Below are 21,773 nucleotides of genomic sequence, written 5' to 3' on the forward strand. Positions count from 1 at the left end.
TTCAGAAGTCCGTGGCTATGGTGTTGTCAGCGGACGAGGCAGACACGGGTTCCAGGCCTTCGTATTCTTGTTTGATTCGCTCGGTCTTTGCGGCGTCGAGCCGATCCGGGCGGTAGTAGGGGCTCTGCCGGTACACGAACATCGGCACCAGGCCCACGGCGAGACCGCCGATGCCGATCCAGATGGCGGTGGCATCGAGTGCGCCCAGCGACTCGACGAACACCCAGAACAGGAACAGCGCCCCGGTCAGCGGCCACAGCCCGCCGAAGATGAAGTTCGCCGGGGTCTTCAGCAGCACTTTGCGGTAGGCGACGACGACCGCAACTCCGGACAGCCCGTAGTAGACGGCGATCTGGAGTCCGATGGCGGCCACAGCGCTCTCCAGGATGTCGCCGACCGAGCCCAGCGCATTGGACGCCACGAAGAGCCCGAGGGCGACCGCACCGACAACCACCAGCGCAACCCAGGGTGTCCGGTAGCGGGGGTGAGAGGCGCCGAGGGCGGTCGGCATGGTGCGGTCGCGGCCCATCGCGAACAGGGAGCGGGTCACCTGGATGAGGGTGGTCTCCAGGGTGGCAATCGTGGACAGCATGACGGCGACGATCAACAGTTTGCCGCCCCAGCCGGGCCAGAGACGCTCGCCGAGCAGCGCCAGGACGTTGGCGCTGTTGGCCTCGATCTCCTCGGCGGTGAGCAGCAGGTTCACAGAGATCGTGAAGACCTCGAACAGGACGAAGACGACGGCGAGGCCAACCAAGCCGGCCAGCCCTGACGTCTTGCGGCTGTTGCGAGTCTCCTCGCTGAGGTTGCTGGTGACGTCCCAGCCCCAGTAGTAGAACGCCGCGATCAACGCTCCGGCTGCGAAGCCCTGGACGCCATCGAAGTGGCTGAAGCCCAGCCAGGACCAGGAGAAGTGCTGAACCGCATTGTCATGGAACAAGGCCGCCACGGCGAAGGCGAGCAGTATGAGCAGCTCGATGCCAGACATGATCAGCTGGGCGTGGACCGTCAGTCGCGCTCCCTTGAGCACGACGACGAGCATCACCAGGAACCACATCGCGCCGACCACGGTGGCCAGCGCGGTGTTCTCGGCCAGGTCCGGGGCGAACAGGGACAGCGTCATGCTGCCGGCCGGCAGAGAGCCCGCGACCATGAAGATCGTGGCCGAGACCACCAGCGCCCAGCCGCTGAGGAAGCCGAGGGAGGGATGGAGGGCACGGGCCACCCATGAGTAGCTGGCGCCGGCATTGATGTCGAGCCTGCCGAGGTAGTTGAACGCCCAGGCGATGCCGAACATGGGTATCGCACAGTAGAGCAGCGCGGCAGGGGCGGCGAAACCGACCGTGCCGACGAGTACGGCTGTGGTCGCCGCCAGGGAATAGGCGGGGGCGCTGCCGGCTACCGCCATGACGATGCTGTCGAAAGTGCCCAGGACGTTCGCCTGGAGCCCTTTGGGTGTACTCATGAGAATCTACGGTGCCCTTCGGATACAGCTGCTGTCGGATGACGTCCCGGCAAGAGGGCGCACTGCCACCGGCGGACAGCAAGGTGGCTGGTGCCGTCGTGCGCGGCCGGAAATTTCGCAACCAGCAGGCACGGTTATGGACGGCCTGCGAGAAAGAAATGCCCGGGGCGCGTCGTGGCAGCGTGAGGCTTCTGGTCAACACTCATCCACCATGGCGGGCCGCGTACGCGGGTCCACTCGCCTCGGGGGCGGGACCAGACGCGGCTCAGAAGTTCACACACGTTTCCTCGTTCATGCCAGGGTGGTTGTCCGGTGGGAGGGCGACAAGCACCGAGGACGGCCGAGTCGTCAGCCCTCGTGACTGCGAGGTGGGTGAGACCTTCGTACCGCCTTCCGAGTGCTCGCATGCTCACGATCCCGCAGCTTCGCCTCGCTTCTGCCGTCGGACGCGTAGTGGCAGGGCGCGGTGGCCTATCGCAACTCCGGATGGAGGGGATCTTTCGGATTGTTCGACGCACCTGAGACGCGCTGCGAGAAATTGTCAGATTTAGCTAAATCCTATGGAGATGCTGCATGTCTGCACGATGCCGCTCCGCACCCAAGTAGCCGAACCGGCCCAGCAGCCGCAGGGCCGAGGTACTCCCCTCGTCGACCATGGGAGCCGCCTGGTGGTTGCGGGCGTCGATCTCCACCGCGAGGAGGATGCCCAGGCAGTACAGCAGCGTGGGAATCAGCGCATACAGGACGGTGAGGTAGCTCTCCTTGAGGTACTCGGCGATGATGAACGCCGCCGCACCCAGCCTGGGCGGGGAGAGGATCGCTCCGATGCCGGCCGCCGCGAGCACTCCGCCGCCCGGCTCCTTGCTGTATCCGGCCCGGCGCAGCACGGGCCATGCGACCGATCCCAGGCTGACTGCGGTAGCGGTGCCGGAACCCGAGACCGTGCCGAGCAGAAATCCGGCAGCTGTCACCGTGCGCCCGGGGGCGCTGCGCGAGCCGCGGAAGGCCGCGAATGACAGGTCGATGAAAAACTTGCTGGCCCCGTCGAGCACGGCGCCAGGATGGTGAACACCGCCCTCGGCCAGCGGAAAGAAGACCGTGTACAGGGCGAAGACCGACAACGCTGCACACATCCTGGAGACGGCCGCGGACACCGTGAGGGAGAGCTTGCGGGCCGGCCGCTCCTGGTCGAACTCGGCCACCAGTTCCTCGGCTGTCCGCTGCACCGGCTCGGACGGCACTTCCATCATGCCCATGGCGGCCTTCTCGGGCTGAACGGTGCGATTCCTCAGACCGTGACAGCCGTGACACGAAGGCGACAGGGAGAAGGCCCGCATTCTTAACGTAGGTTTAGGATTCAGTGACCTGGATCACTTCTACGCTGGCCCCCAGGCCCTGCGCCTCTTGCACCGCACCGACCACTCCGCGGGCGTGAGGCAAGCGGGGAAACACTGGACGGGGGTGGTTGCCATGCGCGTCGGAGATGACAGGGACCGAGTCGCCGAAGCTCTCGCCGGCGGCCTTCCGCTGGCTGCGCATGCCTTAGCCAGGTCCTGGCACGGCACGCCCGTCCGATGCCGTCGACCGCCGAAGGCCGGTCTTACGGCGGCCTGACGCGCAGACGGGCAGGCAAGCCGAGCGGCATGACCGCCGTGTCGATCCACCGCCCCGCGCGCGGCGCCTACGTGCGCAGGTCGTCTGGCCGGTGCACCGGCGGCCCGGCTCCGAGCACCATGGGCGCGGACCCGGAGAGCCCGACCTTCGAGCCGTATTACGCGGAGGTGCTAGGAGGTCTCGGGCGCTGAGCAGACAGGCCGCGCGGCCGGTGCCCGGCGCACGGGTATGAGCCGGCGGCGAGGAGACGCGAATTCTTCGGCTCCACCGATCTGCCGCTCTGGCACACTGCCCCGACGCAGCGGCTGCGCCGACTGTTGGCCTTCTAAGGCATCGGCGTGACGAGGCAGGAGCGACAGGATCGGGGAACCATACCGCACCTCCGACAAATTTATCGAAAGGTGACAATCGTCGCGTATGCGTCGGTGCGTCGAACAATCCTGCACCAAGGTCACGGCAGCCACCGCTCTACCCAACCCCACCCCGCCTCGCGGAACCGCACAGCAGTGAAAGCATCTGACGCCGGAGCAGACCACCGGTTGGCTGGCTCGTCACCCTCCCCCCTTCCGGCAGGAACGAGATAACGATGTGTGAACTCCAGGACCGCATCCGGTCCCGCCACCCAGGCGGGTCGACCGGTGTCCTTGGCGCGGAGCTCGACGTACTGGCAGACGAGGTCGCACAACAGCTCCTGCAGAAGACTCCGGGACTGTCCGCGTGCCTCGACGATGAGGCTGACATCGACGAGAGATCTCTCAGGCAGTCACTGGAAACGGCCCTCCTCGACGTCCTCAGCAGCAGGCAGCCGGGTGCCCCCGATACCGGGGGGCCCGTCTGCCATTCCGGCCTCGAAGCCCCGCACCAGGACGGACTCCCACCCTCAGGCACCACCGCAAGTGAGGAGCAAGCCACACCACCCGTCCAGAGGCGGCAGGATCTGTTCAACGCGCTCGCCGACGCAAGGGCAACCCTGCCGCAGTCCCTGCCCGATCTGGCGGAGGCGGCCGGCTGGCCTCTCCCGCCGGTCGTGCGGGGGGTCGTCATGGCCACACCCGGCGAGACGCAGCAGCTGGCAGCCCTACTCGGCGACTCCCTCACGGGAATGTTCGCGGGCCGGCCCTGCCTGCTCGTTCCCAGCCATGTCGAGGACGCCCGGGCTCGGCTGGAACTTCCCATGGGCGGCCGGCTCGCAGCCGTGGGCCACGAGGTCTCGTTGAAGGACACCCCATCCTCCCTGCGCTGGGCCCACCGCCTGCTCACACTCACCCCCGACCGCGGGGTCGAGACGCGCCCCGTTTTCGTCGAGGACCATTTCTCCACTCTGCTCCTCCTCCAGGACGAGCCACTGACACAGGCGCTGGCCGCCCATTGGCTGCGCCCGTTGGGCGACCTGACGTCACGCCAGAGCGAGCGGCTCGAAGCGACTCTGCTGGCCTGGTTCGAAGGCGGCGGCGCCCCGGAAGCCGCGAAGAGCCTGAGCGTGCATCCCCAGACCATCCGATACCGCATGCGGCAACTGGAGAAACTCTTCGGGCCGCAGCTGCGCGACCCTCGTATCCGATTCGAACTGGAGTTGATTCTGCGCAGCCGACGGCTGATGGCCCAGGCTCGGATAGTCCAGGCTCGAATGGCCTACGTGCGGCAGGGCGGCCGGCGCAGCCGTGCCTTTACGGCGAACCCCGCCCCGGAGACTGCGGTGGCGATCGCCCGTGTCAATGGTCTGTGACCTCGGCAGCTCCGAGCGGCTCCGCCCTCGGGGCAGAGTTCCGAAGACGCCGCCTCCGACCAGCAACTGGACATGCGCCGCGAGGGCATGGGCGGTGAGGCCCTGGTTCACCGGCGTTGTGCTGCGAGCGTGCTGGCTGCCCTCCGGCTCCAGCCGCGACCTCACCGGCGCGGGCACCCACATGCTTCCCGCGCCGGGGGCCAACCGCGCATCCGGACCGCGCTGCTGCAAGCCCTGGCCGACCGACCCGCCCAGCAGCCCCACATCGTGTGGCCGTGGGACAACCGGCCCTTCATCCAGGCCCAGACCGTCAAACGTGACGGCCGGATCCTCGGCGCCGTACTGATCATCTCGCCCGCCGATCGGACGCGCAGCGAAGTCACCGGCCACCTGACACTCGTATCCCTCGGCAGCCTCGCAGCCCTCGTCATCGTCATGATCGCAGTGGGAGTCCCTGTGGTCCGCTGGGTACTGCGCCCCGTCCACGAACTGGACCGCGCCACCCTCGAGGTGTCCCTGGGGCGCCTGAAGACCCACGTCTCCGACCGTATCGGCGCCCCCGAGCTGCGCCGCCTCGCCCACAGCTTCAACGTGATGGCGGACAGCATGTACTCCTCCCAAGAGCAGCAGCGGGCGTTCGTGGCACAGGCCTCCCACCAGCTCCGCAACCCACTGACCGTGCTCCGGCTGAGGGGGGAGAACCTGGAAGACTTCGTGCAAGACCCCCAGGGCCTGCACGAACTGCACTGCGCCGTGGAAGAAGCCGACCGCTTCGGGGGGATCCTCGACGGCCTGCTGCGGATGGCGCGGGCCGAGGCATCCGACACAGAACGACAGACCATCGACGTCTCCGCCGTGGTGACCCACCGGGCCGACGCCTGGCGGGCTGCCTTCGGAGCGGAAGAGGTCTCTCTCACCATGCAGATTCCCGAACGGGTCAGCGCGCTGTCACTGCCCGACTGCCTCGACCACGCCCTGGACACCCTCCTCGACAACGCACTCAAGTTCGGGGACGGCACACCCGTGGACATCACAGTCGCCCATCTCCCCGGCACCACCATCACCAACGCCGGCCCCCTCGGCAGTACGCCTCCTTCTCCGGACAGCGGCATCGTCGAGATGACGGTCAGCGACGCAGGCCCCGGGCTCACCGAGGCGGAACCGACTCAGGCGGGAGGCAGATTCTGGCGCAGCACGCGCCACCAGAACGTCCGCGGTACGGGCCTTGGACTCGCCCTCACCCGCCTGCTGGTCGAAGCCGGCGGCGGCGAACTGCGCCTGGCGGCCGCCCGGCCGCACGGACTCGCCGTGACCGTACGACTGCCTGCGGCCCCCCAGCCCGATCCGCCCTGACCCCTGCCTCAGGGATGCGACTCCCGGTACCAGCGGGCAGCACCGGGGTGCGACTCCAGCGGATAGGTGGCAACGGCAGATCGCCGGTCCAGACGGCGGGCCTCCGGATGGGCACGGATGAGCTGCGACTGCTCCTCGAACAACCACCGAGTCAGCCAGTACGCGACCGCCTCCGGCATGTCACGCCGCACCACCAAGAAGTTCGGCACGCTGACCGTCGTCACCGCGCTCTGCGCACCATAGACCACGGCAGACACCGCGGTCTCGGTGTAGAGCTCCCCGTAGGACCGGGTGAGTTCCCCACCACGTCCTGCAGGTCGACCAACCGGATCCGAGTGCTCCTGCGGAGCTCGGTGATCGCGCCTGTCGGCAGGCCCCCACTCCAGAAGAAGGCATCGATCGCCCCGCCGACAGGGCGGCAGCAGACTCCCGAACGTCCAGCCGCAGCGAGGTGAGGTCCTTGTCGGGTGCAAGGCCAGCGACCTTCAGGATGCGTTCCGCGATCAACGCCGTACCCGAACCGTCCGAACCCACCAAGACACGCAACCCGCGCAGTCCCTTCGCGCTGCGCACCGTGCTGTCCGCTGGCACCACCAGCTGCACGTAGTTGTCGTACAGCGCGGCGAGCGTGACCAGGGACAGCGGACGGGAGAAGGGTGGGCGTCCGGCGGTGGCGTCGGCTGCGGCGTCGGCCAGGGCGAAGCCGACCTGGGCCTGTCCGGCATCCACCTGGCGCAGATTTTCCACGCTTCCGCCGGTGTGCAACACCCGCGCGGTCGCCCCGGGCGACCGTCGCTCCACGACATCGGCATAGCCGGCTCCGTACTCCGCGTACACACCGCCCGGGTTGCCGGTGGATACCGTGATCCCGCCCGACACGCGCACCGGTGGGTCACCTCCTGCGCACGCCACCAGGAGAAGTGCCAAGGCGAGCGCCCCGGTGAGCAAGCGAGCCATCCGCATGGGGCCTCCCCTGCCAGTCGAACCGCACACTGGCGTCCGCCCGAGCCGCAGGCACTCACGAAAGTCAACACACCCAGATTAGAGTCTCGCGAAAGGATCACTGAGCCTTTTCCAACCTGCTGCTGGAGTAACACAGTTGGGCTGACAACGTGGTGAAGCCCCTGGTAGATGGGTTTTCGACCAAGAGAACCGTCTCCACCAGAGGCTTCACGTGCTTGTCTACCCGTCGGGCATCGACGTGTCCAGCTCCGCCCTCCGCTTCCTCACGCAGCAGCTGCGGCGCCACCGCCGCGCGATCGGCTCCCGGTGGCGGCGCCTGACCGCCGGCCGCCAGGCCCTGCTCACCCTCGCCCATCTGCGGATGGGCCACACCTACGCCCAGCTCGCAGCCGGGTTCGGCATCGGCACCACGACGGCCCACCGCTACGTCACCGAGGCGGTCGACCTCCTGGCCGCTCTCGCCCCGAGCCTGGCCGACGCGGTCCGGGCCGCGTCGGCGAAGGCGTACCTGATCCTGGACGGCACCCTCCTGCCCATCGACCGCATCGCCGCGGACCGGCCGTTCTACTCCGGCAAGCACAAGAAGCACGGGATGAACGTGCAGATCCTCGCCGACCCCTTCGGCCGGCTGCTGTGGGCCTCACCCGCCCTGCCCGGCGCCGTCCACGACATCCGCGCAGCCCGCGAACACGGCATCATAGACGCCCTCGCCGAGGCAGACATCCCATGCTGGGCCGACAAGGCATGCCGAGGCGCCGACGGCACGGTCCGCATCCCATGCTGGGGACGGTGGGAAACCCTCTCCGCAGGCCAGCAAGCGGTCAACCGGTCCCACGCAAAGATCCGGGCCCTCGTCGAGCAGGCCGTCGCCACCCTCAAGTCCTTGCGACTCCTGCGCAAACTGCGGTGCTCGACCACCCGAATCACCAGCCTCGTCCAAGCCATCCTCACCCTGCATCTGACCAGCTCAGAGTGAAGATGAAAAAGGCTCATTCAGGAAAAATACACATCGGGGACTCCGCGCGATGGAATCGCGGAAGCATGGCAACGCTCTCGGCAACACCGCCCCATCCACGGCTGGCCCCGCAGCCACGCTCCGGCCCTCTGCCCAGGGACGACACGCAGCATTCGTCAAGGACCGTTTCCCGCCCTGACCTTGCGACGCCTGCCGAGCGCCCCAGCAACTCACAGACTGCAGCTGCGGCCACTGTCGCCCTCCGTCCGATCCCCGCACTGGCCATCCAGGCCGGGGGCGCCGTTGCCGCTTCGACAGCCGCACACCGCGCAGGGCTGACGGCCCCGGCAGGCCGGACTCGCAAGGCGGCAGCCGGTACCGAGCAGGCACCGCGCCCAACCCACAGCGACTGCGAACCAACACCCCAGACCGCAGCCGCACAGCGCACGGACACTGATGCCCTGACCAAAGCGCGCTTCGGTCCCCGGGAAGCCGGACGACGGGCCGACGCTGCCGGAGCCCCCGGAGCCGCCCCACTCCCCTGCCGGCCGATCCAGCCGGAATGCAAGCCGCGAACCAACCAGCCCAGCAACACCGCGCTCCAGCATCACGGCCGCCGTCGTCGAGGATGCACGCCTTGGCAAGGAGATCACTGAAGGCGCCGGCGGCGCGAGGACCCCGTCATCCATGAACACGTGCAGCGTCAAGGTCGCCGCTCAAGCTCGCACGTATCCCAGCGCGAGCTCAGTGCTCGCAATACGGCCCCGGACAGGCGCTGCATCCACGCAATGAACATCGCGCGCACGGCGGCAAACGCCCGTCAATGCAGGGAACACATCACGTGAGCACTTAACTGATCGTTTCAGAATGAGTTCGGCGCGAGGGCTTGGCGGTCGGGTCTGGTGGCGGCAGAGTGGGGCGGGTGTCGGATGATCTTGTGCCTGATGAGCTGTGGGAACGCATCGCTCCGCTACTGCCGCCCCGGCCGCCGCGGCGTCATCGGTATCCCGGACGTCTGCCCGGCCGATGACCGCGCCGCCCTGCGGGGCATCGTTTACGTGCTGCGCAAGAACGTGAGCTGGAGAGACGTGCCGGCCGAGCGGACCGGCTGCAGTGGGGTGACGGCCCGGCGGCGACTGTCGGACTGGACCGAGGCCGGCGTCTGGCCCCGCCTGCACGAAGTGCTCCTGGCCGAACTGCGCAAGGCAGGTCTGCTGGACATGGACGACTGCGCGATCGACGGCTCGCATGTCAGAGCGCTGAAAGGGGGCTCACGCCGGACCTTCGCCGGTCGACCGCGCGCGGCCGGGCAGCAAGCACCACCTGATCGTCGACCGGCAGGGCACACCTCTCGCCGTCTCCCTGACCGGCGGAAACCGGCACGATGTCACTCAACTGACGCCCCTGCTGGACGCGATTCCCCGCATCCGCGGCCTGGTCGGCCGGCCTCGTCACCGGCCGGGCCGGCTGTTCGCCGACCGCGGCTACGACTACGACAAGTACCGCCGCCTCCTCCGGGGGCGCGGAATTACACCCAAGATCGCCCGGCGTGGCGTCCCGCACGGTTCCGGGCTGAGCAAGACGCGCTGGGTCGTGGAGCGGACCTTCGCCTGGCTGCACCAGTTCAAGCGACTGCGGATCCGCTACCAGATACGCGCCGATCTCCACCTCGGCCTGCTCCAACTCGCCTGCAGCATCATCTGCTTGAGACGCCTGCAAACGAGGAGTTCGAGAGGGTTCGCCTGGGCCAGCCCCAGCTGGTCACCTCCCGCCGTCCCCTTCCGGAGGTCCCTGCGACCGCGTACGCCGGGAAGCGGCTGTACCTGCTTCGTCACGGCGGCAAGGCGTGGCTGGACGAAGATCGACACAGCCGCATAGCCGTGGAGACCCGCATGGGCCGCGAGGTCGCCGGCGTGGAAGGTCTCTACTCGCACGTTCCCCTGACCATGGAGCAGGAGATCGCCGATTCGCTGCAAACCAGGTGGCTGCGCTTCGTGGCCGGCGAGGGAGAGCACTGGAAAGTGCCATCTCCCACTGCTCTCCCATTCAATCTTGAAGAGTGGTGGAAACAGCAGGTCAGAGCCGCTCAGAACCTCGACTTCAACTGGTTCATGAAGTTCATCTCGACCAAGAGCTTCATGCCCTTCGTGATCTACCGGATCCTCCTGGGCATCCTGCTGTTCGTGCTGATCGGCACGGACGTGCTGAGCCCGCACGCGGGCGAGTCCGGTTCCTAGCGGAGCCCCCGCTCCACCTCTTCGCGTGAACCGCAGGCCGTTCGGGAACGTTCCCGGGCGGCCTGCGCGTCGTTGTGCCTGAAGAGAGCGGAAGGCAAACAGCAGGGGGTGTCCCATGGGTCGAGTGGTGCTGGAGCGATTTCCCGCCGGAAGTCCGCGGGGAAGCTGGCCCGCCGAGGAGTACGCGGCGCAGCGGATGCGCGAGGGCGTGCCGGCGGAGGTGGTCATGGACCTGGACAGCGACGCGTTCCTCGTCGTGGTCCGGCAGCGGGAGTCCCGTTCCGGTCACTGAACGCCGCCGGGAAGATCCGGTGGGCGCACGGCCCTTGGCCTCGCGCCCGCGCAGCCCCACACTGACCCGATGACTCAGCGTGTGGATCTCGCGACGGTGATGGACCGGCTGGCGATCGACGAAGTGGTCACGGGCTACGCGGTGGCCGTCGACGACGGTGACTGGGACGCGTACCGGGCCCTGTTCACCGCCGGCGGAAGGGTCGACTACAGCTCGGCCGGCGGGATCGAGGGTCCGGTGGCGGAGGTCGCGGACTGGCTGGCGCAGACGATGACGCTCTTCCCCGTCCGCCAGCACCTGATCGTGAACCGGCTGATCCGGCTGGAGGACCTGGGCGGCTCCCCCGGGGACAGCGCCGAGGTCCGGGCGGATTTCCTCAATCCGATGCGGCTCGCCGGGCCGGACTCCGACGCCTCGGTCACCTCGCCCAACTTCGTCGCCGCCGGGCGCTACGGCTTCGCGCTGGCCCGCACCCGTGACGGCTGGCGGCTCACCCGCGTCACCGTGCACGAGAAGTGGCGGCACATGACCGCCTGAGCGGGCCGGAGCCGCTCGACTCGGCCGCCACGTCAGGCACTGCCACACTGGAAACGGAGGCACGCCATGATCACGATGCGCATGCGGTGGTGGTCCCCTCGATGGCGTGCGCCCGCCGCCGTGGCCGCCGGGGCGCTGCCCGCCCTCGCGTTCCCGGCCCCCGCGCTCTGGTGGTTCGCCTACGCCTCCCTCGTGCCCTGGATGCTGCTGCTGCGGTCGGCCCCCACCGGGCGGCGGGCCGTGCTGGAGGGCTGGCTCGGCGGCGCGGGGTTCATCCTGGCCGTCCACCACTGGCTGCTGCCCAGCCTGCACGTGTTCCTGATCCCGGTGGCCGCGCTGCTCGGGCTGCTCTGGATCCCCTGGGCCCTGCTGGTGCGGGAGCTCCTCGGCGGGACCCCGCCGGCGGGCCGGGCCTGCTGCGCGCTCGTCCTCGTACCGGCGGGGTGGCTGCTGTCGGAGCTGGTCCGGTCCTGGCAGGGGCTGGGCGGGCCGTGGGGCCTGCTGGGCGCGAGCCAGTGGCAGGTGGCGCCCGCCCTGCGCCTGGCCTCGGTGGGCGGGGTGTGGCTGGTCAGCCTGCTGGTGGTGGCGGTGAACTGCGCGCTGGTGCTGCTGATCGCGGTGCCGGGGGCGCGGATCCCCGCGGTGGCGGGCATGACCGGGTGCGCGGTGCTGACGGGAGCGGTGTGGGTGTGGGCGGCGCGACCCGAGGAATCGGGCCGGCTGCGCGTGGCCGTCGTACAGCCCGGCCCGGTGACGGACGGCCCGGACAGTGCGGAGCTGCGGTTCGACATCGGTGAGCGGCTGACGCGGCCGCTGGCGCGGCAGCGGGTCGATCTGGTGGTCTGGGGTGAGAGCAGCGTCGGCGCGGACCTGACGGCCCGCCCGGACCTGGCCGGGCGGCTGGCCGCGCTGTCGGCGGAGGTCGGGGCCCCGCTGCTGGTGAATGTGGACGCACGGCGGGCGGACCGCCCCGGGATCTACAAGAGCGCGGTCCTCGTGGGCCCCCAGGGCCCCACCGGTGACCGGTACGACAAGATGCGGCTCGTCCCGTTCGGGGAGTACGTACCGGCCCGTGCGCTGTTCGGCTGGGCCACCTCGGTCGGCAAGGCGGCGGGCGAGGACCGGGTGCGCGGCGACACCCCGGTGGTCATGAACCTGCCCGGGCGGCCGGACGGGCCCGGCCGGGTCCGCGTCGGCCCGCTGGTGTGCTTCGAGTCGGCCTTTCCCGACATGAGCCGGCGCCTCACCCTGGACGGGGCCTCCCTGCTCGTCGCCCAGTCGGCGACCTCCTCGTTCCAGGAGAGCTGGGCGCCGGCCCAGCACGCCTCGCTGGCCGCGCTGCGGGCGGCCGAGAACGGCCGCCCGATGGTCCACGCCACCCTCACGGGCATCAGCGTCGTGAACGGCCCGTCCGGCGCGCGGGTCGGCGCGGCCCTGCCCACTTCCGCGAGCACGGCGGCCGTGTACGAAGTGCCGCTCGCCCGCGGCACGACCCTCTACGTCCGTTTCGGGGACTGGCCGGTGACCGCCGCCCTCGCCGCCCTGGCGGTGTACTGCGCGGTGGCGGGCAGCCGTTCGCTCAGGAGGCCTGCTCCAGAGCCGAACTCACCACCCGCTCGCACAGCTCGTGGGTTCGCAGGGCGTCGCGGGCGCTGAGCGTGGTGCCCGACGCGACCGCCTCCAGGAAGTGGTCGACGACCTGCTCGATGCCGCGCTGGCGGGCGACGGAGACCCAGTCCCCGCGGCGCCGCACGGTCGGCTGGCCCTTGTGGTCGATGACCTCCGCGAGGTTGACGACCTGCCGCTTGGTGTCGCGGCCGGACACCTCCAGGATCTCCTCGGTGGAGCCGGACAGCCGGTTCATGATGCCGAGGGCGGTGAACCCGGCGCCGGACAGCTGGAGCACCACTTGGTGCATCAGCCCCTCGCGCACCACCGCCCGGACGTCGAGGTGGTCGGCCTCGCCGGGCAGCAGGAACCGCAGGGTGTCGACGACGTGGATGAAGTCGTCCAGCACCAGGGTGCGCGGGTCCTCGGGCAGCCCGACCCGGTTCTTCTGCATGATGATCAGCTCGCGGGCGTGGTCGGCGCACTGCGCGTAGGCAGGCGCGAAGCGGCGGTTGAAACCGACGGCGAGGGAGACCCCGAGCTGCTCGGCCCGTTCCACGAGCTGCCGCGAGTGCGCGAGTTCGTAGGCGAGCGGCTTGTCCACGTACGTGGGCACGCCGGCCTCCAGCAGCCGTGTGACGATCTCGGGGTGGGCCACGGTGGCGGCGTGCACGAAGGCCGCGTCCAGCCCCTCGGCGAGCAGCGCGCCGAGATCGGTGTGCCGGCGCGCGGCCGGGACGTGGTGGGTGTCGCCGACCCGCTCCAGGGTGTCGGGGTTACGCGTCTGCAGGTGCAGTTCGATGCCCGGGCGGGTGGTGAGGACGGGCAGGTACGCCTTCTGCGCGATGTCGCCGAGTCCGATGCAGCCGACCTTCACCGGGCGCCTCCAGGTTGGTTCCTTGTGGGATTCCCGCAGCTTAATCCCTGGTGAAGGGGGCCCGGTTCGCCGAGGATGAGCCCCATGACCACCAGTTCAGGATCACATCGCAGCGAACCCGCCACCACCGCCGACGAGCGGGACATGCTGGACGGATGGCTCGACTACCACCGTGCCACCCTCGTCTGGAAGTGCGAGGGGCTCCAGGACGAACAGCTGCGCCACACCCCGCTCGCGCCCTCCGAGCTGAGCCTCCTGGGCCTCGTACGGCATATGGCGGAGGTGGAGCGGTACTGGTTCCGGGAGATCGCGCTGGGCGAGGACCTCCCCGAGCTGTACTCCACGAGCGAGGACCCGGACGGCGACTTCCGCTTCCCCGAGGGGGCCACCTGGGCCGAGGCCGAGCAGGTCTGGCAGACGGAGGTCGAGCTGGCACGCCAGGCCGCCGCGGGCCGTTCGCTGGACGCGGTCTCGCAGGCCGGGAGCCACCACCGCGGCGAGGTGTTCAGCCTGCGCTGGGTCTACACCCACATGATCGAGGAGTACGCGCGCCACAACGGCCACGCGGACCTGCTGCGCGAGCAGATCGACGGCGCCACCGGCGACTGAAGGCCGTCCCGGACCGGCCCTGGGGCCCTGTCCGGCGGGTGGGTACGTCACCCGTGCGGGGTGAATATCGGCTCCGGGTTTTCGCAACGGGGTCCTGGCACAGCAGAGTTGCGCGAGTGCATCCAACCCGAACCACGACAACGCTGCTGCTCGGAGTCGCCTGCGCCGTCTCGGCGGTCTCCGGCTGTGTGAGTGTGAGCCCCGGACCCGTGCAGCCCGCGGCGGCCCCCGCCGCCGGGGTACCGCCCCGCCGTGAGCCGCGCGGCGGGCCGGAGGCCGCCCCCGTGGCCGTCCGCGCGCCCGCCCTGGAGGCGCTGGAGGCGTTGGAGACCGCCCCGGAGCGGCCCGCGGCCCCGGCGGGCCCCGCGCCCGCCCGGCGGTCCGCACAGCGCCCCGTACCGGGCGGCTCCGGCGGGCCCGCTCAGGAGGCTCCGCCCGTCCCGGACATCCCGGAACCCCGGCGGGCCGCCGAGCCCGTCACCGGGCACCCGGGAGGCCGTCCGCAGCGTCCCCGGCGCGACGCCGAGGTGGAGCGTGAGCTGGTCCGGAAGCTGCCGGTGCGGCCGGCCGATGTGTGCGCGCTGGGCCGCAGGCACGGCCACTGGCAGCCCGACAGCCCGGAGGCCCGCATCTGCTCGGGCGTCCACGGGGACTGACCGCCGGCGGGCCCCCTGGGGCCTACGGGGACTGCTCGGGGAACGGCCGGGGTCCGGGACCAGGTCCGGGTCCGGCTCCCGGTTCCGCGGCCAGGCGCCGCTCCAGCCGCGCGATGGCGGCCCGTACGCCGTTCCCGTACCCGTCGTCGGACAGCGCTCCGGTGGCCGCGCGGGCCCGGGCCAGGTGGACCCGGGCCGCCTCCGGCCGCTGCAGTTTCACGTAGTCGGCTGCCAGGTTCAGGTGCAGCGACGGGTAGAACACGCGCATCGCCGGATGCGGCTCCCACCGCGCGGGCCGCCCGTCCTGGGGCGGTCTGGTCCCGGGCCTGTCGCCCGGCAGGTCGCCCGGCACGTCGGCGGCGGCGGTCAAGGCCCGCAGGTCCCAGGCCAGCTCGTCAGCCGGATCGTCCTGGGCGTCGGCCATGTAGTGGGCCAGGGTGCAGCGGTGGAGGGAGTCCCCCTCCTCGCCGATCTCGGACCAGATCTCCCCGAGCCGGTTGCGGGCCTCCTCACGGTCCCCGGCGTGCAGCAGGATGACCGCCTGGCCGATCCTGGTCATGACGGCGTCCTCCGACGCCTCCTGCTGCTCCGACACGGCGGCCTCCGGCTTGCTCTGCCAGACCTGCTCCGGTCTGATCATCTAGAAGCTAGCCGGAGGTACCGGCAATGGCGCCGAGGCGCGGGGGGACGTCAGCCGAGGTTCGGGATCCGCCAGTCGATCGGCTCATGTCCCTGGGCGGCGATGGCCTCGTTGATCTGCGTGAAGGGCCGGGATCCGAAGAACTTCTTGGCGGACAGCGGGGAGGGGTGGGCGCCCTTGACGACCACGTGCCGCTCCTCGTCGATCAGCGGGAGCTTCTTCTGGGCGTAGGCGCCCCACAGGACGAAGACGGCCGGGTCGGGCCGCTCGGACACCGCGCGGATCACGGCGTCGGTGAACTTCTCCCAGCCCTTGCCCTTGTGCGAATTGGGCTCGGCCTCCCGGACCGTGAGCACCGCGTTGAGCAGCAGGACGCCCTGCTCGGCCCACGGCATCAGGTACCCGTTGTCCGGGATCGGCAGGTCGAGCTCCTCCTTCATCTCCTTGTAGATGTTGCGCAGCGAGGGCGGGGTCTTGACCCCGGGCTGCACGGAGAAGCACAGGCCGTGACCCTGGCCGGCGCCGTGGTACGGGTCCTGGCCGAGGACGAGGACCTTCACCCGGTCGAAGGGAGTGGCTTCCAGGGCCGCGAACACCTGCTCGCGGGGCGGGTAGACCGGCCCGTTCGCCCGTTCCTTCTCGACGAACTCGGTGAGCTCTTTGAAGTAGGGCTGGTCCAGCTCTCCGCCGAGGACGGGGAGCCAGGACTCGGGCAGCATCTGGGTCACGGCGACAACCTCCGGTACAAGTTCGTGCAACTGCTCGTGCAACTGCTCCAGAACCTACCGGGACCCACTGACAATGCGTCGGCCGCCCATGGCGGCCGACGCACCGGTGCCGGTTCTACCAGCTGGTCTTGCGGTAGAACTCCCACATCTGCATGACGGTCTGCGGGTCCAGCGCCCGCTCGGCGCCCGCGATGTCCTCGCGCGCCGCGACGTACAGCTTGCCCTGCCACAGGGGCAGCAGCCGGACGTCGTCGGCGAAGATCTTCTGGGCCTGCTCGAACTCCTGGACGCCCGCCGAGCGGTCACCCTCGCGGCGGGTCTTGGGCAGCAGCTCGTTCACGATCTCGGCGGGCTCGTACGGGGTGCCGACCGCGTTCTCCTTGCCGACGAACGGCGCGATGAAGTTGTCCGGGTCCGGGAAGTCGGGGAACCAGCCGCGGCCGAAGACCGGGTACTCACCGGTCTTGTAGCCGGTCTGGAAGGTCTTCCAGGGCTGGCTGCGCAGGGTGATCCGGAACAGCTGGCTCTCGTCCAGCTGCCGCTTGAGCTCGGTGAACTCGTCCGCGGTCGAGGAGCCGTAGCGGTCGGTGGTGTACCAGAAGGTCAGCTCGACCGGCTGGGTGATCCCGGCGTCCCTGAGGATCTTCTTGGCCTTGGCGACGTCCGCGGCGCCGTACTTGTCGTAGAAGGGCGTCTTGTGGCCGACGACCCCCTTGGGGACCATCGAGTACAGCGGCTCGGCTGTGCCCTGGTAGACCTTGGAGACGAGCGCACCGCGGTCGACGATCTGGGCGATGGCCTGGCGGACCGGGAGCTTGGCGACCTGGGGGTCCTTGGGGTTGAAGACCAGGTAGCGGATCTCGGCGCCGACGTTCTCGACGACCTGGACGCCCAGTGCGTGCGCCGCGGGGGTCTGGAGGTCGGTGATCTCCGGAGCCGACAGGCCTCGGTAGGTGGCGTCGATCTCCTTCGCCTTCATCGCCGCGATCATCTTCGGCGAGTCCGCGAAGTAGCGGATGGTCACCGCCTTGTTCTTGCGGTTGGCGAAGCCGGTGTAGCTCGTGTTGCCGGTGAGCACCGCCTCGGCGCCCTCCTTGTACGAGTCGAGCACGTACGGGCCGGAGCCGGTGACCTTGTCGCCCTCGCGGACCTTGTCGGCCGGGTAGTCCTTGGGCGCGACGAGCGAGGCGGCGGGCGAGCCGAGGACGTACGGGAAGGTGGCGTCCGAGGTGTTCAGGTGGAAGACGACCGTCAGCGCGTCCGGCGTCTCGATCTTGTCGAGGGTGCCGAAGAGGCCCTTGGGGCCGACGTTGGAGCCGATGGTCTTGATCCGGTCGAGGGAGTACTTGACCGCCTTGGCGTCGAGCGGCTCGCCGTTGGAGAACTTCAGGCCCTTGCGCAGGGTGCACCGGTAGGCCTGGCTCGCCGCGTCCGTGAACTCGCAGCTCTGGGCCGCGTCGGGCTGGGGCTTGCTGGAGCCCGTCGGGAAGGCCAGCAGGGTCTGGTAGACGTTCCGGTACAGCTCCCAGGAGCCGTCCCACGCGGCCGCGGGATCGAGGGTGCTCGGTGCGCTCGTGGTACCGACGACGATCCTCTTCATCTCGTCGCCGTCGTCCTCCGACAGCAGGCCGCATCCGGCGAGCAGGGATATGGACGCAAGGGCCGCAGTGATCTGCAGGCATCTGGTCCGGTTGAACACGTGCACGCTCCTCGATCAGCCAGGGGTGCGGCAGACCCTACCGCAGTGCCCCACGAATCCAATGGGTTGGTTTCGTGAGGCACTTGACCGGTTCCGTGCATATTCGATACGCATTTACCTCTCTTTCGGAGGCAAATACGTCCGATTATCGGTCAGTGGACCCCGGCATTGAGGAACATCCCACCGTCGACGACGAGAGTTTGCCCGGTGATCCATTCCGCTTGTGCAGATGTGAGGAACGCCGCCGCCCCGCCGATGTCCTCCGGGAGCCCCAGTCGGCCGAGCGGATAGGCCGCCGCGGCCTCCTGTTCCCGGCCCTCGTACAGCGCCTGCGCGAACTTCGTCTTGACCACCGCGGGGGCGATCGCGTTCACCCGGACCCCGGGCGCCATCTCGTGCGCGAGCTGGAGGGTGAGGTTGACCATGGCGGCCTTGCTCATCCCGTACGCGCCGATGAAGGGCGAGGCGGAGACGCCGGCGATGGACGCGATGTTCACGATCGCGCCGCCGTTGTCCTTCTGCCAGGCGTGCCAGGTCCGCTGGGCGAAGCCGAGCGCCGAAATCACATTGGTCTCGAAGACCTTCCGCGCGACCCCGAGGTCCAGGTCCGCGATCGGACCGAAGACGGGATTGGTGCCCGCGTTGTTCACCAGGAAGTCGACGCGGCCGAAGGCCTCCATCGTGCGCTCGACGGCGACGGCCTGGTGGGCCTCGTCGTGCGCCTTGCCGGCGACACCGATCACCCGGTCCGCGCCGAGCCGCTCGACGGCCTCCTTGAGGGCCTCCTCGTTGCGCCCGGTGATGCAGAGCCGGTCGCCGCGGGCGACCAGCGCCTCGGCGATGCCGTAGCCGATGCCCCGGCTCGCCCCGGTGATCAGAGCGACCTTGCCGCTGTCGATACCGCTGTACGTCATGTCGTACGCCCTGCCTCTCGTGGACTCGTCAGTTGAGCGGGCCGCCGGCCACGTACATGACCTGGCCGGAGACGAAGCCCGCGGCTTCGCCCGTGAAGAAGGCGATGGCGTTGGCGATGTCGTCCGGGCGGCCGACGCGCTGGACCGGGATCTGGGTGGCGGCCGCGGCCTGGAAGTCCTCGAAGCCCATGCCGACGCGGGCGGCCGTCTGGGCGGTCATCTCGGTGGCGATGAAACCGGGGGCGACTGCGTTGGCGGTGACGCCGAACTTGCCGAGCTCGATGGCCAGGGTCTTGGTGAAGCCCTGCAGTCCGGCCTTGGCGGCGGAGTAGTTGACCTGGCCGCGGTTGCCGAGCGCCGAGCTGCTGGAGAGGTTCACGATGCGGCCGAACTTGGCCTCCACCATGTACTTCTGACAGGCCTTCGACATCAGGAACGCACCGCGCAGGTGCACGTTCATGACCGTGTCCCAGTCGGTCTCGGTCATCTTGAACAGCAGGTTGTCGCGCAGCACACCCGCATTGTTGACCAGGATGGTCGGGGCGCCGAGCTCGCTCGCGACGCGCGCGACGGCCGCCTCCACCTGTGCGCCGTCGGAGACGTCGCAGCCGACCGCGAGCGCCTTGCCGCCGGCCGCCGTGATGGCCTCCACGGTGTCCTTGCAGGCTGCCTCGTCGAGGTCGAGTACGGCGACGGCCCGGCCCTCGGCGGCCAGGCGTACGGCGGTGGCGGCGCCGATGCCCCGGGCCGCCCCGGTCACGATCGCGACGCGCTGCTCGGTGGTGGACATGCTGGATCTCCTCGCCCTTGAGAGGCGGCCGCCCAGAGGTGAGCAACCGCTTAGTAGCTTCAGCTGAGGAGACGCTAGGAGCCCTGGCACCCGGTGTCAACGCCAGCCGATCCGGCCCCGCCTGCGTTTCGGGCGCCGGGGTCCGGGGGCGGAGCCCCCGGACCGCCTCAGCGGACCAGCAGGTCCAGCAGCCGCTCCACCTCCGCCGCCGGATCGGCCGTCAGGCCGGTGTGCACCGGACCCGGCTGCACCACGGTGCTCCGCGGGGCGATGAGCCAGCGGAACCGCCGTCCCGCGTCGTCACCCGCCGCCTGCCCCGCCTCGGCGCCGCCGCTGCACACGCCCTCGACCCCGCGCAGGGCGGCCCGTACCCCGGCCACATCGGCCCCGGGGTCCAGTGCGAGGAGCTTCGCCTCGTCGAGGTGGGTGCGCGCGGCGACGTACGTGTGCGCCCGGCAGTAGACGATCACGCCGGCGTTGAAGCACTCGCCCCGTTCCATCCGGGGCACCACGCGCACCAGCGCGTACTCGAACACGTCCCGCTTGGTCACTCGATGTCGCTCTTCTTCTTGTGGGTCTTGTGGGGCCATCCCGGCAGGTGGTCGGTGAGCCAGCCGGGAGGTCCGGCAGGCGTCTTCACCTCGGCCTCCAGCGAGATCCTCTCGTGGATCGTGGCCGCGCGCGGCAGCAACGCCTCCACATAGGCGCGGCGCAGCGCGTCGGTGGAGTCGAAGCCCGGCTCGTCGACGAGCCACTCGTCGGGGACGTCGGCCGCGACCTCCGTGAGCAGTTCCTCGGTGACCAGCGGCGCGAGCGCGGCGGACGCGGCGGCGATGTCCGGGCCCACGGGGGCCAGTACGTGGTCGGAGGCGTTGTAGGGCTTGGCGGCCGCCGCCACGGCGGTGGGCCAGTTGTGGTGCCAGATCATGGTGGCGCCGTGGTCGATGAGCCAGAGGTCCCCGTGCCAGACCAGCATGTTCGGGTTGCGCCAGGAGCGGTCGACGTTGTTGATGAGGGCGTCGAACCAGACGACGCGCCCCGCCTCGACCGGGTCCACCTGGTACGCCAGCGGGTCGAAGCCGATCGAGCCGGGCAGGTAGTCCATGCCGAGGTTGAGCCCGCCGCTGGCCTTGAGCAGCTCCTGGACCTCCTGGTCGGGCTCGCCGAGCCCGATCACGGGGTCGAGCTGCATCTGCACCAGCCGTGGGACCCTCAGCCCCAGCCGCTGGGCCAGGCGGCCGCAGATGACCTCGGCGACCAGGGTCTTGCGACCCTGGCCGGCTCCGGTGAATTTCATGACGTAGGTACCGAGGTCGTCGGCCTCGACGATCCCCGGGAGCGAGCCGCCCTCACGCAGGGGCGTGACGTAACGGGTCGCGATCACTTCGGACAGCATCCGCCCAGGTTACGGGGGTCAGGTCGCGGGAGCCCACTGCATGAGCAGCTCTTCGGCGGTGGTGACGGCCGCAACCAGTGCGAGGGAGTTGCGGATCACCTCGGCGGTGCAGGAGGCGGGCACCCCGGCGATGGCGTCGGCCGGGACCACCACCCGGTAGCCGAGGTTCACGGCGTCGAAGACGGTGTTCGGGATGGCGATGTTGGAGGAGACCCCGGTGACGACGAGGGTGCGGATGCCGAGATTGCGCAGCAGGGGGTCGAGATCGGTACCGGCCATCGGGGAGAGCCCGTGCAGCCGGCGGACCACCAGGTCCTGCCCGGCGACGACGATGGGCGCGGCGACCTCCACCGCCCGGCTCCCGGTCAGCTGGCGCACGGGCAGCCTCTCCGCGGCCCGGAACAGCCGGGCGTTGGTGTTCGCGCCGAGCCCGTCGGGCCGCCGCTCGGCGACCGCGTGCAGCACCTGTACGCCGGCCCCGCGCGCGGCGTCGACCAGCGCGGCCACCCGTTCCAGCATCCCCGAGTCCCGGGCCTCCTTGGCCAGCTCCGGCAGCGCGCTCTCCTCGCCGACGACACCGTTCTGGCATTCGACGGTGAGCAGCGCGGTGGTGGCGGGATCGAGATCCGGCATGGCTCCCCCTGGCGTGGCGACGGAAGAGCCCTCATGATTCCTGACACACAGTCAGATGTGAAGGGGTGCAGGACGGATGGA

The 21,773-nt window shown here is 69.8% G+C and carries 21 protein-coding genes and 2 pseudogenes; 10 read left to right on the forward strand and 13 right to left on the reverse strand.

All coding sequences use genetic code 11. The features are described 5' to 3' along the window. Window position 1 precedes the first annotated feature (1 nt). Window positions 2-1,465, reverse strand: a complete 1,464-nt coding sequence (locus ACZ4YL_RS27680) for an APC family permease (RefSeq protein ID WP_468120235.1) — start codon at window positions 1,463-1,465, stop codon at window positions 2-4. Between the two features lie 551 nt (window positions 1,466-2,016). Then, window positions 2,017-2,721 (reverse strand): TRAP transporter large permease subunit, encoded by a 705-nt coding sequence (locus tag ACZ4YL_RS27685; protein ID WP_468120236.1) that lies wholly within the window; start codon window positions 2,719-2,721, stop codon window positions 2,017-2,019. A 944-nt stretch (window positions 2,722-3,665) separates the two neighbouring features. On the opposite strand from ACZ4YL_RS27685, the gene ACZ4YL_RS27690 reads away from it, so the two are divergent. Beyond that, the gene (locus ACZ4YL_RS27690; RefSeq protein WP_468120237.1) at window positions 3,666-4,805 is read left to right on the forward strand and encodes a PucR family transcriptional regulator; all 1,140 of its coding nucleotides are present in this window, start codon (window positions 3,666-3,668) and stop codon (window positions 4,803-4,805) included. A gap of 267 nt (window positions 4,806-5,072) precedes the next feature. Further along, the gene (locus ACZ4YL_RS27695) at window positions 5,073-6,158 is read left to right on the forward strand and encodes a HAMP domain-containing sensor histidine kinase (RefSeq protein WP_468120239.1); all 1,086 of its coding nucleotides are present in this window, start codon (window positions 5,073-5,075) and stop codon (window positions 6,156-6,158) included. Between the two features lie 8 nt (window positions 6,159-6,166). On the opposite strand, the gene ACZ4YL_RS27700 is transcribed toward ACZ4YL_RS27695, so the two are convergent. Together ACZ4YL_RS27700 and ACZ4YL_RS27705 are read right to left on the reverse strand one after the other, a co-directional pair. Continuing rightward, window positions 6,167-6,415, reverse strand: a complete 249-nt coding sequence (locus tag ACZ4YL_RS27700) for a TAXI family TRAP transporter solute-binding subunit (protein ID WP_468120241.1) — start codon at window positions 6,413-6,415, stop codon at window positions 6,167-6,169. Then, the gene (locus ACZ4YL_RS27705; RefSeq protein ID WP_468120242.1) at window positions 6,339-7,115 is read right to left on the reverse strand and encodes a TAXI family TRAP transporter solute-binding subunit; all 777 of its coding nucleotides are present in this window, start codon (window positions 7,113-7,115) and stop codon (window positions 6,339-6,341) included. The genes ACZ4YL_RS27700 and ACZ4YL_RS27705 overlap by 77 nt, the downstream gene beginning before the upstream one ends. A 217-nt stretch (window positions 7,116-7,332) precedes the next feature. Between ACZ4YL_RS27705 and ACZ4YL_RS27710 the strand changes: the two genes are divergently transcribed. The 6 genes and pseudogenes from ACZ4YL_RS27710 to lnt all read left to right on the forward strand — a co-directional run bounded on the left by ACZ4YL_RS27710 (window position 7,333) and on the right by lnt (window position 12,798). Beyond that, window positions 7,333-8,097, forward strand: a complete 765-nt coding sequence (locus ACZ4YL_RS27710) for a transposase family protein (RefSeq protein ID WP_468120244.1) — start codon at window positions 7,333-7,335, stop codon at window positions 8,095-8,097. A gap of 901 nt (window positions 8,098-8,998) precedes the next feature. Next, window positions 8,999-9,795, forward strand: a pseudogene (locus ACZ4YL_RS27715) (IS5 family transposase); the annotation flags it as partial. 386 nt (window positions 9,796-10,181) lie between these two features. Next, window positions 10,182-10,313: pseudogene (locus ACZ4YL_RS27720) on the forward strand (undecaprenyl-diphosphatase); the annotation flags it as partial. A 115-nt stretch (window positions 10,314-10,428) separates the two neighbouring features. Next, window positions 10,429-10,605 carry a hypothetical protein gene (locus ACZ4YL_RS27725; RefSeq protein WP_181382610.1) on the forward strand — a complete coding sequence of 59 codons (177 nt, stop codon included), beginning with the start codon at window positions 10,429-10,431 and terminating at the stop codon, window positions 10,603-10,605. Between the two features lie 69 nt (window positions 10,606-10,674). Continuing rightward, the gene (locus tag ACZ4YL_RS27730; protein ID WP_468120245.1) at window positions 10,675-11,142 is read left to right on the forward strand and encodes a nuclear transport factor 2 family protein; all 468 of its coding nucleotides are present in this window, start codon (window positions 10,675-10,677) and stop codon (window positions 11,140-11,142) included. Between the two features lie 66 nt (window positions 11,143-11,208). After that, a complete protein-coding gene (gene lnt / locus ACZ4YL_RS27735; RefSeq protein ID WP_468120247.1) occupies window positions 11,209-12,798 on the forward strand; it encodes an apolipoprotein N-acyltransferase in 1,590 nt (529 codons plus the stop codon). On the opposite strand, the gene ACZ4YL_RS27740 is transcribed toward lnt, so the two are convergent. Beyond that, complete coding sequence (locus tag ACZ4YL_RS27740; RefSeq protein WP_468120248.1) at window positions 12,722-13,627, reverse strand: Gfo/Idh/MocA family protein; 906 nt, start codon at window positions 13,625-13,627, stop codon at window positions 12,722-12,724. The two genes, lnt and ACZ4YL_RS27740, sit on opposite strands and share 77 nt — an antisense overlap. A gap of 84 nt (window positions 13,628-13,711) precedes the next feature. Here ACZ4YL_RS27740 and ACZ4YL_RS27745 point away from each other — a divergent pair, with 84 nt between their 5' ends. Then, window positions 13,712-14,236: a DinB family protein gene (locus ACZ4YL_RS27745; RefSeq protein WP_468120249.1), complete on the forward strand. Its 525-nt coding sequence runs from the start codon at window positions 13,712-13,714 to the stop codon at window positions 14,234-14,236. Between the two features lie 116 nt (window positions 14,237-14,352). Further along, window positions 14,353-14,892, forward strand: coding sequence for a hypothetical protein (locus ACZ4YL_RS27750; protein ID WP_468120251.1), 540 nt, complete (start codon window positions 14,353-14,355; stop codon window positions 14,890-14,892). A gap of 22 nt (window positions 14,893-14,914) precedes the next feature. Here the strand turns inward: ACZ4YL_RS27750 and ACZ4YL_RS27755 are convergent, their stop codons facing one another. The 8 genes from ACZ4YL_RS27755 to ACZ4YL_RS27790 form a co-directional block, all read right to left on the reverse strand. Further along, window positions 14,915-15,487 (reverse strand): hypothetical protein, encoded by a 573-nt coding sequence (locus ACZ4YL_RS27755; protein ID WP_468120303.1) that lies wholly within the window; start codon window positions 15,485-15,487, stop codon window positions 14,915-14,917. A gap of 95 nt (window positions 15,488-15,582) precedes the next feature. Continuing rightward, complete coding sequence (locus ACZ4YL_RS27760; protein WP_030009790.1) at window positions 15,583-16,251, reverse strand: uracil-DNA glycosylase; 669 nt, start codon at window positions 16,249-16,251, stop codon at window positions 15,583-15,585. 124 nt (window positions 16,252-16,375) lie between these two features. After that, a complete protein-coding gene (locus tag ACZ4YL_RS27765; RefSeq protein ID WP_468120253.1) occupies window positions 16,376-17,959 on the reverse strand; it encodes an ABC transporter substrate-binding protein in 1,584 nt (527 codons plus the stop codon). Window positions 17,960-18,111: 152 nt separating this feature from the next. Continuing rightward, window positions 18,112-18,873 carry an SDR family oxidoreductase gene (locus tag ACZ4YL_RS27770; RefSeq protein WP_468120254.1) on the reverse strand — a complete coding sequence of 254 codons (762 nt, stop codon included), beginning with the start codon at window positions 18,871-18,873 and terminating at the stop codon, window positions 18,112-18,114. A 28-nt stretch (window positions 18,874-18,901) separates the two neighbouring features. Beyond that, window positions 18,902-19,663, reverse strand: a complete 762-nt coding sequence (gene fabG, locus ACZ4YL_RS27775) for a 3-oxoacyl-ACP reductase FabG (RefSeq protein ID WP_327734427.1) — start codon at window positions 19,661-19,663, stop codon at window positions 18,902-18,904. 167 nt (window positions 19,664-19,830) lie between these two features. Then, window positions 19,831-20,214 (reverse strand): DUF3037 domain-containing protein, encoded by a 384-nt coding sequence (locus ACZ4YL_RS27780; protein WP_030009794.1) that lies wholly within the window; start codon window positions 20,212-20,214, stop codon window positions 19,831-19,833. Beyond that, complete coding sequence (locus ACZ4YL_RS27785; RefSeq protein WP_468120256.1) at window positions 20,211-21,059, reverse strand: HipA family kinase; 849 nt, start codon at window positions 21,057-21,059, stop codon at window positions 20,211-20,213. The genes ACZ4YL_RS27780 and ACZ4YL_RS27785 overlap by 4 nt, the downstream gene beginning before the upstream one ends. 18 nt (window positions 21,060-21,077) lie before the next feature. Continuing rightward, window positions 21,078-21,692: a cysteine hydrolase family protein gene (locus tag ACZ4YL_RS27790; protein WP_468120258.1), complete on the reverse strand. Its 615-nt coding sequence runs from the start codon at window positions 21,690-21,692 to the stop codon at window positions 21,078-21,080. Window positions 21,693-21,773: the final 81 nt, after the last annotated feature.

The organism is Streptomyces sp. NPDC030021 (assembly GCF_055574035.1).

What these genes read in the sequence shown, in the direction of transcription:
- ACZ4YL_RS27770 (WP_468120254.1), bottom strand. Translation starts at nt 18,873, where the DNA reads ATGACGTACAGCGGTATCGACAGCGGCAAGGTCGCTCTGATCACCGGG.
- ACZ4YL_RS27730 (WP_468120245.1), top strand. Translation starts at nt 10,675, where the DNA reads ATGACTCAGCGTGTGGATCTCGCGACGGTGATGGACCGGCTGGCGATC.
- fabG (WP_327734427.1), bottom strand. Translation starts at nt 19,663, where the DNA reads ATGTCCACCACCGAGCAGCGCGTCGCGATCGTGACCGGGGCGGCCCGG.
- ACZ4YL_RS27725 (WP_181382610.1), top strand. Translation starts at nt 10,429, where the DNA reads ATGGGTCGAGTGGTGCTGGAGCGATTTCCCGCCGGAAGTCCGCGGGGA.
- ACZ4YL_RS27790 (WP_468120258.1), bottom strand. Translation starts at nt 21,692, where the DNA reads ATGCCGGATCTCGATCCCGCCACCACCGCGCTGCTCACCGTCGAATGC.
- ACZ4YL_RS27680 (WP_468120235.1), bottom strand. Translation starts at nt 1,465, where the DNA reads ATGAGTACACCCAAAGGGCTCCAGGCGAACGTCCTGGGCACTTTCGAC.
- ACZ4YL_RS27705 (WP_468120242.1), bottom strand. Translation starts at nt 7,115, where the DNA reads ATGGCTCGCTTGCTCACCGGGGCGCTCGCCTTGGCACTTCTCCTGGTG.
- ACZ4YL_RS27745 (WP_468120249.1), top strand. Translation starts at nt 13,712, where the DNA reads ATGACCACCAGTTCAGGATCACATCGCAGCGAACCCGCCACCACCGCC.
- ACZ4YL_RS27760 (WP_030009790.1), bottom strand. Translation starts at nt 16,251, where the DNA reads ATGCTGCCCGAGTCCTGGCTCCCCGTCCTCGGCGGAGAGCTGGACCAG.
- ACZ4YL_RS27785 (WP_468120256.1), bottom strand. Translation starts at nt 21,059, where the DNA reads ATGCTGTCCGAAGTGATCGCGACCCGTTACGTCACGCCCCTGCGTGAG.
- ACZ4YL_RS27690 (WP_468120237.1), top strand. Translation starts at nt 3,666, where the DNA reads ATGTGTGAACTCCAGGACCGCATCCGGTCCCGCCACCCAGGCGGGTCG.
- ACZ4YL_RS27685 (WP_468120236.1), bottom strand. Translation starts at nt 2,721, where the DNA reads ATGGGCATGATGGAAGTGCCGTCCGAGCCGGTGCAGCGGACAGCCGAG.
- lnt (WP_468120247.1), top strand. Translation starts at nt 11,209, where the DNA reads ATGATCACGATGCGCATGCGGTGGTGGTCCCCTCGATGGCGTGCGCCC.